11 protein-coding genes are annotated in these 12,810 nt (G+C 72.3%); 2 read left to right on the forward strand and 9 right to left on the reverse strand.

What is annotated here, in order from left to right; translation table 11 throughout:
• Nucleotides 1–35: 35 nt before the first annotated feature.
• From Q0818_RS06930 to pdhA, 7 genes are all read right to left on the reverse strand, one after another.
• Nucleotides 36–503 carry a MaoC family dehydratase gene (locus tag Q0818_RS06930; protein ID WP_298872992.1) on the reverse strand — a complete coding sequence of 156 codons (468 nt, stop codon included), beginning with the start codon at nt 501–503 and terminating at the stop codon, nt 36–38.
• Nucleotides 500–1,678 (reverse strand): acyl-CoA dehydrogenase family protein, encoded by a 1,179-nt coding sequence (locus Q0818_RS06935; protein WP_298872994.1) that lies wholly within the window; start codon nt 1,676–1,678, stop codon nt 500–502. Before Q0818_RS06935 ends, Q0818_RS06930 begins: the two co-directional genes overlap by 4 nt.
• The gene (locus tag Q0818_RS06940) at nt 1,675–3,798 is read right to left on the reverse strand and encodes a biotin carboxylase N-terminal domain-containing protein (protein WP_298872996.1); all 2,124 of its coding nucleotides are present in this window, start codon (nt 3,796–3,798) and stop codon (nt 1,675–1,677) included. The genes Q0818_RS06935 and Q0818_RS06940 overlap by 4 nt, the downstream gene beginning before the upstream one ends.
• Nucleotides 3,799–3,800: 2 nt before the next feature.
• Nucleotides 3,801–5,507 carry a carboxyl transferase domain-containing protein gene (locus Q0818_RS06945; RefSeq protein ID WP_298872998.1) on the reverse strand — a complete coding sequence of 569 codons (1,707 nt, stop codon included), beginning with the start codon at nt 5,505–5,507 and terminating at the stop codon, nt 3,801–3,803.
• Between the two features lie 70 nt (nt 5,508–5,577).
• Nucleotides 5,578–7,152, reverse strand: a complete 1,575-nt coding sequence (locus tag Q0818_RS06950; protein WP_298873001.1) for a dihydrolipoamide acetyltransferase family protein — start codon at nt 7,150–7,152, stop codon at nt 5,578–5,580.
• Entirely contained in the window at nt 7,149–8,156 is a 1,008-nt protein-coding gene (locus Q0818_RS06955; protein ID WP_298873003.1) for an alpha-ketoacid dehydrogenase subunit beta, read from the reverse strand. The genes Q0818_RS06950 and Q0818_RS06955 overlap by 4 nt, the downstream gene beginning before the upstream one ends.
• Nucleotides 8,153–9,301: a pyruvate dehydrogenase (acetyl-transferring) E1 component subunit alpha gene (gene pdhA / locus Q0818_RS06960; RefSeq protein ID WP_298873004.1), complete on the reverse strand. Its 1,149-nt coding sequence runs from the start codon at nt 9,299–9,301 to the stop codon at nt 8,153–8,155. The genes Q0818_RS06955 and pdhA overlap by 4 nt, the downstream gene beginning before the upstream one ends.
• Nucleotides 9,302–9,477: 176 nt before the next feature.
• Here pdhA and Q0818_RS06965 point away from each other — a divergent pair, with 176 nt between their 5' ends.
• On the forward strand, nt 9,478–9,951 hold the full coding sequence (locus Q0818_RS06965) for an Lrp/AsnC family transcriptional regulator (protein ID WP_136585763.1): 474 nt from the start codon (nt 9,478–9,480) through the stop codon (nt 9,949–9,951).
• Nucleotides 9,952–10,109: 158 nt separating this feature from the next.
• Here the strand turns inward: Q0818_RS06965 and Q0818_RS06970 are convergent, their stop codons facing one another.
• Nucleotides 10,110–11,102 (reverse strand): DMT family transporter, encoded by a 993-nt coding sequence (locus tag Q0818_RS06970; RefSeq protein ID WP_298873007.1) that lies wholly within the window; start codon nt 11,100–11,102, stop codon nt 10,110–10,112.
• Nucleotides 11,103–11,173: 71 nt separating this feature from the next.
• Between Q0818_RS06970 and Q0818_RS06975 the strand changes: the two genes are divergently transcribed.
• A complete protein-coding gene (locus tag Q0818_RS06975) occupies nt 11,174–11,731 on the forward strand; it encodes a CGNR zinc finger domain-containing protein (protein WP_298873008.1) in 558 nt (185 codons plus the stop codon).
• 28 nt (nt 11,732–11,759) lie between these two features.
• Here Q0818_RS06975 and Q0818_RS06980 read toward each other — a convergent pair whose 3' ends face one another.
• Complete coding sequence (locus Q0818_RS06980; RefSeq protein ID WP_298873009.1) at nt 11,760–12,638, reverse strand: alpha/beta hydrolase; 879 nt, start codon at nt 12,636–12,638, stop codon at nt 11,760–11,762.
• Nucleotides 12,639–12,810 lie beyond the last annotated feature (172 nt).

The following is a 12,810-nucleotide window of genomic DNA, read 5'->3' on the forward strand; positions in this document are numbered from 1 at the left end:
CCCGGCCGTCGGGGCACTGCCCCGGCCCGCCGCGCTCACGCCGCCGCCTCCCGGGCCCATACCAGCACCGTGCGCGTCGCCGTGGCCACGACCTCGTCGTTCTGCGAGAGCCCGGTGTGCGCCATGACGACGACCCCCTGACCGGGTCGGGATGCCGAGGGCCGCACCGAGATGATCTCGGTCTCGGCCGTGAGGGTGTCGCCCACGAACAACGGCGCGGGGAAGCTCACGTCGGTGAGCCCCAGCTGCGCGACCAGCGTGCCCTGGGTCAGCTGGCCCACCGAGAGTCCGACGAGGGTGGCCAGCGTCCACATCGAGTTCACCAGCGGCCGGCCGAAGGGCTGCGTCGCGGCGTACGCGGCGTCGAGGTGCAGCGCCTGCGGGTTCATGGTGAGGGTGGTGAACAGCACGTTGTCGGCATCGGTGACGGTGCGACCGGGACGGTGCGCGTATCTCTCGCCGACGACGAACTCCTCCAGAAACAGGCCGCGCTGCTCGATCATGCCGCTACGGTACCGGTGAGCCCCAGCGCGCGCGAGATCACCATGAGCTGCACCTCGGTCGTGCCCTCGCCGATCTCGAGGATCTTCGAGTCGCGGTAGTGCCGGGCGACGGGGTACTCGTTGATGAAGCCGTTGCCGCCGAACACCTGCGTCGCGTCGCGCGCGTTGGCCATCGCGGCGTCGCTGGCCGTCATCTTGGCCACCGCGGCATCCACCGAGAAGGGCTTCCCCGCGTCGCACAGGCGCGCGGCGTGCACCCACGCCAGGCGCGCCGTGTGCACGCGGGCGTGCATGCGCGCGAGGAGGAACTGCATGCTCTGCCGGGTCGACAGGGGCTCGCCGAACACCGTGCGGCTGCGGGCGTAGTCGACGGCCGCTTCGAGGCATCCCTCGGCCGCGCCCGTCGCGAGGGCGGCGATCGCGACGCGCCCCTCATCGAGGGTGCGCAGGAAGTTCTTGAAGCCGTGGCCGCGCTCGCCGAGGAGATTCTCCTCGGGAACCCGCGCCCCGTCGAAGGTGAGCGGGTGGGTGTCGGAGGCGTTCCAGCCGACCTTGTCGTAGGCGGGGCCGACGGTGAAGCCCGGCGTGCCGTTGGGGACGATGATCGTCGAGATCTCGGGCCGCCCCGCCTCGGAGCGCCCGGTGACCGCGGTGACGGTGACGAAGCGGGTGATGTCGGTGCCCGAGTTGGTGATGAACTGCTTCGACCCGTCGATCACCCACTCCCCACCCTCGAGACGTGCCGTCGTGCGCGTGGCGCCGGCGTCGCTGCCGGCCTCCGCCTCGGTCAGTCCGAACCCGGCGAGCGCGCGACCCGCGACGAGGTCGGGTAGGTACTGCGCCTTCTGCGCGTCGGTGCCGTAGCGGTAGATCGGCATGGCGCCCAGGCCCACTCCCGCTTCGAGGGTGATCGCCATCGACTGGTCGACGCGCGCGATGCCCTCGATCGCGACGCAGAGGCTCGCGTAGTCGCCGCCCTGCCCGCCGACCTCCTCGGGGAACGGCAGGCCGAACAAGCCGATCTCGCCCATCTGCTCGACGAGGTCGAGGGGGAGTTCGTGCGCGCGGTCGGCCTCGTAGGACCGCGGGGCGATCACCTCGTCGGCGAATTCGCGCACCATCGCGCTCAGTTCGCGCTCGTCGTCGGTGAAAGCCTGCTGGCTGTCGATGCTCACGGGTGGGTCTCCTCGGGGGATGGGGTGGGGGCGGATGCCGGAGAGGCGGCGGAGGAGGCCGAGCTTGTCGAAGCCTCCGTTACCTTCGCCGCGGGGGTACCGGTCCCTTCGACAAGCTCAGGAACCTGAGCGGCGGAGGAGGCTGAGCTTGTCGAAGCCTCCGGGACCTGCGCGGCGGGGGTACCGGTCCCTTCGACAAGCTCAGGAACCTGAGCGGCGGAGCAGGCCGAGCTCGTCGAAGCCTCCGGGACCTGCGCGGCGGGGGTCACGGTCGCGACCACCGCGTCGCGGGCGACCTGCGTGCCTGTCGCCGTGCGCAGGCGCACGGTGCCGGCGTGTGGGGCCACCACCGTGTGCTCCATCTTCATCGCCTCGATCGTGACGAGCCGGGCGCCGGCCTCGACGGTGTCGCCGTCGGCGACGTGCACGGCGACCACGGTGCCGGGCAGCGGGGCGAGGAGGTCGGGGGCGACGACCCCGGGCGCGCGGCCCGCGGCGGTTCGGCGACGCGCGGCGGCCGCCCGACGAGAGACGAGACGCAGCCGGTGCGCTCCCCCATCGGCGTGCACCCAGTACTCGACCGGACCACCCGTCACGGGGGCGTCACCCTCGGCCGGTGCGACGGCGTACACCTGCCCGGCGTCGCCTTCCAGCGCCACCGTGCGAGAAGACTGCGCTCCCCCGGCCCGCCAGGCCCCCACGCGACCCCACACCGAGCCGTTCGCGGGGGGCGCGGCATCCACGACCTTTCGCGCCACCGCGGCGAGCGCGGCCGGCGACGGTTCCGGCGTCGCGGGAGTTCCCCGTCGATCCAACAATCCCGTGTCGAGGTCGCCCGCGCGGACGGCCGGGTCGGCGAGCAGCGCCCGCAGATCCGCGATGTTGGTGTCGACGCCGAGCACGACGGTCTCGGCGAGCGCGGCGTCGAGCCGGGACAGGGCGGTCTCGCGGTCGGGACCGTGGGCGATGACCTTCGCGATCATGGGGTCGTACAGCGCGCTGATGACGCTCCCCGTCTCGACGGCGCTGTCGACGCGGGCGGATCCCGGATGCCAGAGGGTCACGGTCCCGGTGGCGGGAAGGTAGCCGCGCGACGGCGTCTCGGCGTACACGCGCGCCTCGATCGCGTGTCCGCCGAGGCGGATCTCGCCGACGTCGAGCGGGTGACCCGCCGCGACCCGCAGCTGCTGCTCGACGAGGTCGATACCGGTGATCATCTCGGTCACGGGGTGCTCGACCTGCAGGCGCGTGTTCATCTCGATGAAGAAGGGCTCGTCGAGCCGGTCTCCCGCGACGAGGAACTCGACGGTGCCCGCCCCGAGATAGCCGACGCTGCGCGCGGCGGCGACCGCGGCCTCGCCGAGACGTTCACGGGTGGCGGCATCCATGACGGGCGAGGGCGCTTCCTCGATCACCTTCTGATGCCGCCGCTGCAGGGTGCACTCGCGCTCGCCGAGGGAGATCGTCGTGCCGTGCGCATCGGCGAGCACCTGCACCTCGATGTGCCGGGGGCGCTCCAGCAGCCGCTCGAGCAGCAGGGTGTCATCGCCGAAAGCCGCTGCGGCGACCCGGCGGGCGGTCGCGAGCGCGTCGGCGAGGTCGTCGGGTCCGGTGGCCACGGTCATGCCCTTGCCGCCCCCACCGGCGGAAGGCTTGACGAGCAGGGGGTATCCGGCGCGGTCGGCCTCGGCGGCGATGTCATCGTCGCTCAACCCCGTCGCCGAGAAGCCCGGCACGGTCGGCACGTCGCGCGCCGCGACGTGCTCCTTGGCGCGGATCTTGTCGCCCATCACCTCGAGGGCTTCGACCCCCGGGCCGACGAAGACGACGCCGGCCGCGGCGCAGGCGCGGGCGAAGCCGGCGTTCTCGCTCAGGAAGCCGTAGCCGGGGTGCACGGCATCCGCCCCCGCCGTCACCGCGGCGGCGACCACAGCGTCGACGTCGAGGTACGAGGGGACCCGCACGGCCCGGTCGGCATCGCGCACGTGGGGGGCGTCGGCATCCGCGTCGGTGAAGACGGCGACCGAGCGGATGCCGAGACGCCGCAGCGTCCGGAACACCCGGCGCGCGATCTCACCGCGGTTGGCGACGAGAACGGAGGAGAACGGGGGAACGCTCATGATCACATCCGGAAGAGGCCGAAGCCCCGGTCGGCCAACGGCACCCGGCTGACGACGTCGAGCGCGAGCCCGAGCATCGTGCGCGTGTCGGCGGGGTCGATCACACCGTCGTCCCACAGGCGGGCGGTGGCGTAGTACGGGTCGCCCTGCTCGTCGTAACGGGCGCGGATGGGCTCCTCGAACGCGCGCTGCTCGGCATCCGTCCACTCCTCACCCCGTGCGGCGCGCTGGTCGCGCTGGACCGTGGAGAGGACGGATGCCGCTTGCGCCCCGCCCATGACCGAGATGCGGCTCGCGGGCCAGGTCCACAGGAACCGCGGGTCGTAGGCGCGACCGCACATCGCGTAGTTGCCGGCGCCGTAGGAGCCCCCGACGAGGACGGTGAGCTTGGGCACGCGGGTGGTGGCGACGGCGGTGACCATCTTGGCGCCGTCTTTCGCGATGCCCCCGGCCTCGGCGTCACGACCCACCATGAACCCCGTGATGTTCTGCAGGAACAGCAGGGGGATGCCGCGCTGATCGGCGAGTTCGATGAAATGCGCGGCCTTGAGGGCCGACTCGCTGAAGAGCACGCCGTCGTTGGCGATCACGGCCACCGGGTGGCCGTGCAGGCGCGCGAAGGTGGTGATGACGCTCTCGCCGTAGACGGCTTTGAACTCGTGCAGGGAGTCGGCGTCGACGAGGGTGTCGATGATCGCGCGCATGTCGACGGGCTGCGCGACGTCCACCGGGACGATGTCGTAGAGCTCCTGCGGGTCGCGCGCGGGTCCCGCGGGCTCCTCGACCTGCCACACCGGCGCCGGCCTCGGCGGGAGGGTCGCGACGATGTCGCGCACGATCTCGAGGGCGTGCTCGTCGTCGTCGGCGAGGTGGTCGACGACTCCCGAGCGCCGGGCGTGCAGGTCGCCGCCGCCGAGCTGTTCGGCGGTGACGTCCTCCCCGATCGCGGCCTTCACCAGCGGCGGACCGCCGAGGAACACCGTGCCCTGGTTCCGCACGATCACGCTCTCGTCGCTCATCGCCGGCACGTACGCGCCCCCCGCGGTGCACGAACCCATGACAGCGGCGATCTGCGGGATGCCGCGCGCCGACAGCTGCGCTTGGTTGCGGAAGATGCGGCCGAAGTGGTCACGGTCGGGGAACACCTCGTCCTGCATCGGCAGGAACGCCCCACCCGAGTCGACGAGGTAGACGCACGGCAGGCGGTTGTCGAGGGCGATCTCCTGCGCGCGCAGGTGCTTCTTCACGGTGAGGGGGAAGTAGGCGCCGCCCTTCACCGTGGCGTCGTTGGCGACGACCATCACGTGGCGCCCGTGCACGAGGCCGATGCCGGCGACGACCCCCGCGGCGGGGGCGCCGCCGTCGTAGAGCCCGTGGGCGGCGAGGGGGGCGACCTCGAGGAAGGGACTGCCCTCGTCGAGCAGGCGATCGATGCGCTCGCGCGCGAGGAGCTTCCCGCGGGCCGTGTGGCGGTCGCGCGCGGCGTCGGACCCCCCGCGGGCCGTGCGCGCGAGGGTGTCTCGGAGGGCGGCGGCCAGGCTCGCCTGGGTGACCGGGGCGTCAGCGGGCGCGTCGGCGGCGCGGGGGGTCGTGGCGTCGGCGCGGGGAGTCGTGGCGTCGGCGCGGGGAGTCGCGGCGTCGGCGCGGGGTGGCGGCGCGGCGTCCCCGCGGACTCCGGGGGCTGTTCCGGTGAGCGGTGTCGTGCTCATGGCGGCTCCGTCCGGGGCCGGCGGCGTCGCCGGCCCCTCTATTCGAGATGGGATGCGTGATCGGACCGCGTCAGCGCAGCAGCATCGCCCGCCCCGGCTCGCGCAGCACACCGGCCACGTCGGTCAGGAAGCGCGCCGCCTCGGCCCCGTCGACCACGCGGTGGTCGAACGACAGGCTGAGGGTGAGCACGTCCCGCAGGGCGATCTCGCCGCGGTGCTCCCAGGGCGTGCGCCGTACGGCGCCGACGGCGAGGATCCCGGCCTCCCCCGGATTGAGGATCGGGGTACCGGCATCCACCCCGAAGACTCCGACGTTCGTGATCGAGAACGTCCCGCCCGTCATGTCGGCCGGGGCGGTGCGACCGGCCCGGGCGGTGGCCGCGAGCTCGGCGATCGCGTCGGCGAGGTCGACGAGCGGCAGGCGGTCGGCATCCCGGATGACCGGGACGACGAGTCCACGATCGGTCGCGGCGGCGATGCCGAGGTCGACGTAGTGATGCTCGACGATCTCGCCCGCCGCCTCATCCCACTTCGCGTTCAGCGCGGGCGTGCGCCCGAGGGCGAGGCACACGGCCTTCGCGACGACGGCCAGCACGCCGATGCGGTGCCCGTCGAGAGCGCGGTCGGTCTTGAGGGATGCCAGCAGCTCGGTCGTCGCGGTGACGTCGAGCGTGAGGAAGGTCGTCGCGTGCGGCGCCGTGAAGGCGCTCTGCACCATCGCGGCGGCGGTGTGCTTGCGCACGCCGCGGATGGGCGTGCGGGTGACCCGATCGCCGGGAGCCATCGGTGACGCCGCCGGAGCGGACGCGGAGAAAGACGCGGCCGGGGGGACCGTCGACGCGGGGACCGACGACGCGACGGATGCCACGGGCACCCGGGCCGCGTACTCCTCGACGTGCGCGCGCGTCACGACCTCGCCGGGGTGCGCGGCCGCGACGAGCACGAGGTCGACCCCGAGGTCTTTCGCGAGCTTGCGCACCGGGGGCGTCGATCGCGGACGCTCGAGCGGCAGATCGATCGGGCCGGTGCGCACCGCGTCGTGGGGCGCCGCCTCGCGAACGGCCGTGTCGGCGTCGAGGGTGACGGTGCCTCCGGCTGCGCGGGCGCGGCGCTTCGGCCGGCTGCCCGAACTCGGAGCGGCGCCGTAGCCGACGAGGTTCGGCGTGGAGCGCTCCTCGGCCGCCGGCTCGGCGACCGTCGAGCGGAGATCGGTCGAGGCGCGCCGGTCGGCGGCGGTCGTGGTCGGTGCGTCGCGCTCCGTGTCCGCGGGACGGACCGCCGGGGCGGCCTCGGCGGACGCGGCCCGACCCGCCTCGGCGGACAGAGCGCTCGCGTCGACGGGAGCGGACTCCGAGCCGGTGTGCGAGGGAGTGAGGTCCGCGGGCGACGAGGTCTCGGCATCCGCCCCCTCGACGGCGAACGACACCAGCGGCGAGCCGACCGCGACGACGTCTCCGGCCGCGGCGTGCAGCCCCTGCACGGTTCCGGCGTAGGGCGAGGGGATCTCGACGATGGCCTTGGCCGTCTCGACCTCCGCGATCGTCTGATTGAGGGTGACCGCGTCGCCCTCCGACACGTGCCACTGCACGATCTCCGCCTCGGGGAGTCCTTCGCCGAGGTCGGGGAGGAGGAATTCCGCGATCATCGGAGGACCTCCGATCCGGCGCTGCGGTCCCGGACGCGGTCGACCGCGTGCAGGATGCGATCGAGGTCGGGCACGTGGTGCTTCTCGAGCTTCGACGGCGGATACGGGATGTCGTGGCCCGTCACCCGCTGGGGCGGCGCCTCGAGGTACTCGAAGCACTGCTCGGTGATGCTCGCGACGAGCTCGGCCCCCACCCCCGCCTCCCGCGCGGCCTCGTGCGTGACGACGACGCGGCCGGTCTTGCGCACGGATGCCGCGACGGTGTTCATGTCGATCGGAGACAGCGAGCGCAGGTCGATGACCTCGAGCGAGACGCCCTCGTCCTCGGCGGCGAGCGCGGCGTCCAGCGCGGTGCGCACCTGCGCGCCGTAGGTGACGATCGTGGCGTCGGTGCCCTCGCGGGCGACGCGCGCGAGGTGCATCGGCGGGGCATCGGCCAGATCGGCGTCCAGATCGACCTCGCCCTTGGAGTGGTACAGGCGCTTGGGCTCAAAGAAGATCACAGGATCGTCGGATGCCACGGCCTGACGCAGCATCACGTAGGCGTCCTGCGGGTTGCTCGCGGCGACCACGCGGAGTCCCGCCGTGTGCACGAAGTACGCCTCGGGCGACTCGGAGTGGTGTTCGGCCGCGCCCACTCCCCCGGCCCACGGGATGCGGATGACCAGCGGCATCCGGATGCGGCCGTTGCTGCGGTAGTGCAGCTTGGCGACCTGGCAGACGATCTGGTCGAAGGCGGGGTAGACGAACCCGTCGAACTGGATCTCGACGACGGGCCGGTATCCGCGCAGGGCGAGCCCCACCGCGGTGCCGACGATGCCGGCCTCGGCGAGAGGGGTGTCGACGACGCGCTGCGCGCCGAAACGCCGCTGCAGACCGTCGGTGACGCGGAAGACGCCGCCGAGCTTGCCGATGTCCTCGCCCATGAGCAGGACCTTCTCGTCGGTCTCGAGCGCCTTCGACAGGCCCGCGTTGATCGCGGCACCCAGGGTGAGCGCGGTCATCGTGCGCCCTCCTTCGCGAAGCCGGCGAGGTAGTCGACGTACTCGGCCTTCTGGCGGGCGAGGCCCGCGTGCGGCTCGGCGTAGACGTGGTCGAACATCGTCTCGGGAGCCCGGGTGGTGGCGCCGATGCAGGCGGCGCGCACATCGGCGGCGAGGGCGTCGGCGGCACGGGCAACCTCGTCCAGGCCCGAGTCGTCGAGCACCCCCTCGGCGCGCAGGTACGCCTCGAGGCGCGCGATCGGGTCGCGCTGCGCCCACGCGTCGACCTCGTCGGCGTCGCGATAGCGCGTGGGGTCGTCGCTCGTGGTGTGCGGTCCCATGCGGTAGGTCACGGCCTCGATGAACGACGGCCCCTCGCCCCGACGGGCGCGATCGAGCGCCCAGCGCATCGCGGCGACGCACGCGAGGGCATCGTTGCCGTCGATGCGCAGACTCGGGATGCCGAAACCCGGCGCGCGGCCCGCGATCGGGTACTTCGCCTGCACGGTGACGGGTTCGCTGATCGCCCACTGGTTGTTCGAGCAGACGAAGACCACCGGAGCGCGGAACGACGAGGCGAAGACCATCGCCTCGTTGACGTCGCCCTGACTCGTGGCTCCGTCGCCGTAGTACGCCACCGCCACGTCGGTGGAGCCGTCGCGCTGAGCGCCCATGGCCCAGCCGGTGGCGTGCAGTGACTGCGCGCCGATGATGATCTGCGGAGGAGCGGCGTTGATCGAGGTGTGGTCGTAGGCCGAGTGCTCCTCGCCGCGCCAGGCGAGCACGTAGTCGGCGGGCTTCGCGCCGCGGCCGAGCAGCACACCGTGCTCGCGGTAGCTCGGGAACACGAAGTCGCCCGGGGCGAGGGCGTGCGCGGTGCCCACCTGCACGGCTTCCTGGCCGCGGCACGGGGCCCACAGCGCGAGCTGACCCTGGCGCTGGAGGGCCACGCCCTCGGCATCCAGTCGACGGGTGAGGACCATGTCGCGATGGAGGGCGCGCAGCTCGTGCGGAGAGAGGTCGGCGATCCACGGGTCGAGTTCGGCATCCGGGACGCGCGAGCCGTCGGGCTCGAGCACGCGGGAGACGTCGTCGACGTCGCCGCGGGTGTCGGCGGATCCGCGGTCGGCGGCTCCGTGTTCCGGCGTGGTCTGGGTGTACGTCATCGTCATCCCTCCAGGTGCGGCCCGGGCTCCTCGTGAGAGCCGGGGCGGTCCGGGCGTCGGCAACACCGCCGACGAGGCCGACCGTACGCGCGGAATGCACCCCGCTCAAGACCTCGTCGTCATATTGAGCAAGGTGCCCATTGCCCGAGGCGGAGACACTGCTAATGTTTCGCAGCATGAGCAAGCTCGACGCGGTCGACCTCGACCTCCTCCGCGCCCTGTCCGCCGATCCGCGGGCCACCGTCGTCGCGCTCGCCGAGAAGCTCGGACTCTCGCGCAACACCGTGCAGGCGCGCATGAGTCGCCTGGAACGCGGGGGCGTGTTCCTGTCGTTCGAGCGCACGCTGTCGGCTGAGGCACTGGGGTTCCCGATCGAGGCGTTCCTGCAGGTGACGGTGCGCCAGGCCGAGCTCCCGGCGATCCGCGAGGAGCTCGCGAAGGTCCCCGAGGTGCTGCAGGCCCACGGCTTGAGCGGTCAGGTCGACCTGCTCGTGCGGGTCGCGTGCCGCGACACGCAGCACCTGTTCGACACCGACGCGCGCATCCTCGCGATCGAGGGCGTCGAGCGCACCGAGACCTCGCTCGTGATGGGCGAGGTGATCGGCTACCGCGTGGGCCCGCTGATGCAGCTGGCACGCGAGGAGATCTGACCCGAACCCGCTTCCCCACGCGCACCCGAGGTCGTCGAGCCCGGGTCCCTGAGCCCAGGTCCCTGAGCCTGTCGAAGGGACCGGAACCCGCGCCCGCTTCCGCGCCACGCCCACCCGAGGTCCCTGAGCCTGTCGAAGGGACCGGAACCCGCGCCGCCTCAGGGCGCCGGCACCACCGGGATGCTCGCCGTCTCCGCCTTCGGTTCGGCCGGGCTCCCGGCATCCAGGCGCACGAGCACCACCCCGACGAGGATGAGCGCTCCCCCGACGAACTGCACCGGCGCGGGTGTCTCCCCCAGCAGCAGCCAGGCGAACCCGAGCGCGAACAGCACCTCGCTGAGCCCGACGAACGACGCCAGGCGCGACCCGATGAGCGGCACCGCGATCACCCCGAGCGCGTATCCGAGGGTCGTGGCCACGGCCCCCACCCACAGCAGGGGCAGGATGCCGGGGACCTCGAGTCCCGCGAGCGCCACCGTGATCGATGGGGCGGCGAACGGCAGCACTCCGGTGAGCACCAGTACCCCCATGAGCAGGGTGCCGGTGAGCAGGCCGCCTGCGGCGAGCGCGAGGGGCGGCAGATCGTCGCCCGCGCGTCCCGCGATGACGAAGTACGCGGCGGCGCACACCGCGGCGCACAGCGCGAAGATCGTGCCGAGCAGGTCGAAGCGGGCCCCGCTGATGTCGACGACGAGGACGAGCCCCGCCATCGCGACGACCGAGCCGATCAGCACCGCCTTCGAGGGGGCGCGCCGGGTGCGCACCCACACGGCGATCACGATGAGCACCGGAGCGATGTACTGGATCAGCAACGCCACGGCGACCGGCATCCGCTGCATCGCGGCGAAGTAGAACAGCTGGCATCCGGCGACGGCGGTCAGACCGAACGAGACGATGAGCAGACCGTGACGGCGGAGGAAGCCCCGCTGTCGGCGGATCGCCCCGATGAGCGCGGGTGAGAGCAGCAGGGCGGCGACGCCCATGCGCACGAGGAGCACGGCGCCGAGCGACCAGCCCCCGTCGAGGAGCGGCTTCACGAACGGACCGCTGGAGGAGAACGCCAGAGCCGAGGCGACGGCGATGAGGAGCCCCGTGACGGCACCGGAGCCGTGGCGGGTGGGGCGGGGAAGGGTGACGGACGACGTGGTCATGCGGGCCTGCTGTCAGGGGTCAAGAGCGTTTACACTCGTGACAGTACGACCTGGGAATGTCAGGAGTCAACATGGTCTTCATCCGTGACACCGAACTGGTGCTGCGCGCGACCGTCGAACTGGTGAACACCCTGCCCCACACCGAGGTGAGCGGGGTCGACACCCTCACGACGATGGCGGAGCTCGACGACTTCGCCACGCGTCACACCTACACCGGTTCGCGCGCGCGAGACGAGCGCGAACTCGCCGCCGTGCGCGGCATCCGTCCGCGGATCCAGGCGTTGTGGAGCGTCGACCGCGACGAGGCCGTGCCCCTCGTCAACGCGATGCTGCGCGACGGTCGCGCCCTCCCTCAGCTCGTGCGGCACGACGAGTTCGACTGGCACATCCACGCCTCGGAGGCGTCGGATCATCTCGCTCAGCGCATGCTCGTGGAGACCGCGATGGCGTTCGTCGACGTGATCCGCGCCGACGAGTACGCCCGCATCCGCGTCTGCAAGGCCGACGACTGCGACGGCGTCTACGTCGACTTCTCGAAGAACGGGTCGAAGCGGTACTGCGATTCCGGCAACTGCGGCAACCGCATGAACGTCAACGCGTACCGGAAGCGGAAAGCGGAGACGGCGTAGAGCGCGCCCCCGCCGCGCGTCGCCCGCGTCACCCTTCGCCGAGAAAGCCCCGAATGGCGGATGCCGCGGCCTGCGGCGTCTCGTAGTGGATGAGGTGCCCGACGTCGGGGATCTCCACCAGCTCGGCATCCGGGAAGAGCGTCGCGAGGTGCCGCTCCGCCTCGATCGGGGTGATGTCGTCTTTCTCGGCGGCGATCAGGAGCGTGGGCTGCGTGATGCGCGGCGCGAACTCGCGGACGTCGTGAGACACGCTCGTCACGAACGCCTCGTGCAGAACGTCGCGGTCGGCGAAGCGCGAGAAGTACTCGTCGTGCTGCTCGTGCACGAACCGGCGCAGCTCGGGATCGCGGGTCTTGGCCATCGCGTTGCTCATGACCCGCACGATGAGCCCGTTGCGCAACAGCCCCTCGCCGATCGCGCGCGGGAGCTTCGCCCCGGCGAGGTAGTAGAACACCGCGAGCCGCGTGAGGATGCCGCGCGGCCCCTCCAGCGCGGGCGCGCCGATCGGGTTGACGAGGATGAGCCTCGGAGTCTCGAGCCCGCCCGCCACCGCGGCGGCCGACACGATCGACCCGAACGAATGCCCGAGCACCACCGCGCCCGGCGCGACCGCTTCGACGAAGGCGCGCAGCCACTGCGCGTACGTCTCGAGGTCGTGCGAGCGCTCCGCCAGGGGCGCCGTCTCGCCGAACCCCGGCAGATCGGGAGAGATCACCCGGATGCCGGGGAGGTGCGCCACGACGGGATCGAGTCCGTGGTGCTCACCGCGGAACCCGTGCACCGCGACGATCGTGGACGCCGCGTCGTCGTCTCCGTAGACCCAGTAGGCCGTGGTGCCGCCCAGGACGTCGATCTCGTGCCGCTCCACGGTGATCTCGGCGAGACGGTCGGCGTAGGGGTTCGGCATGGGTCGAGTCTACGAGGGGGGTCCGACATCGACCTGGGGAGTCCGCCCCTCCGCGCCAAGCTGCGGTCGCCGGAGCGCGCTCGTTCCCCGGCATCCGGAACGCGCGCCCCATGAACCGGCCCGGCCGCGGCATCCGGCCCCCTCCACCACGCCCCGACCCTGCGCGCCTCGA

Source organism: uncultured Microbacterium sp., from assembly GCF_947489255.1.
Lineage (GTDB): Bacteria > Actinomycetota > Actinomycetes > Actinomycetales > Microbacteriaceae > Microbacterium > Microbacterium phycohabitans.

Excerpts from the sequence above, each read along its gene's own strand:
- Q0818_RS06930 (WP_298872992.1), bottom strand. The coding sequence starts at position 503 with ATGATCGAGCAGCGCGGCCTGTTTCTGGAGGAGTTCGTCGTCGGCGAG.
- Q0818_RS06940 (WP_298872996.1), bottom strand. The coding sequence starts at position 3,798 with ATGAGCGTTCCCCCGTTCTCCTCCGTTCTCGTCGCCAACCGCGGTGAG.
- Q0818_RS06945 (WP_298872998.1), bottom strand. The coding sequence starts at position 5,507 with ATGAGCACGACACCGCTCACCGGAACAGCCCCCGGAGTCCGCGGGGAC.
- Q0818_RS06950 (WP_298873001.1), bottom strand. The coding sequence starts at position 7,152 with ATGATCGCGGAATTCCTCCTCCCCGACCTCGGCGAAGGACTCCCCGAG.
- Q0818_RS06955 (WP_298873003.1), bottom strand. The coding sequence starts at position 8,156 with ATGACCGCGCTCACCCTGGGTGCCGCGATCAACGCGGGCCTGTCGAAG.
- pdhA (WP_298873004.1), bottom strand. The coding sequence starts at position 9,301 with ATGACGTACACCCAGACCACGCCGGAACACGGAGCCGCCGACCGCGGA.
- Q0818_RS06965 (WP_136585763.1), top strand. The coding sequence starts at position 9,478 with ATGAGCAAGCTCGACGCGGTCGACCTCGACCTCCTCCGCGCCCTGTCC.
- Q0818_RS06970 (WP_298873007.1), bottom strand. The coding sequence starts at position 11,102 with ATGACCACGTCGTCCGTCACCCTTCCCCGCCCCACCCGCCACGGCTCC.
- Q0818_RS06975 (WP_298873008.1), top strand. The coding sequence starts at position 11,174 with ATGGTCTTCATCCGTGACACCGAACTGGTGCTGCGCGCGACCGTCGAA.
- Q0818_RS06980 (WP_298873009.1), bottom strand. The coding sequence starts at position 12,638 with ATGCCGAACCCCTACGCCGACCGTCTCGCCGAGATCACCGTGGAGCGG.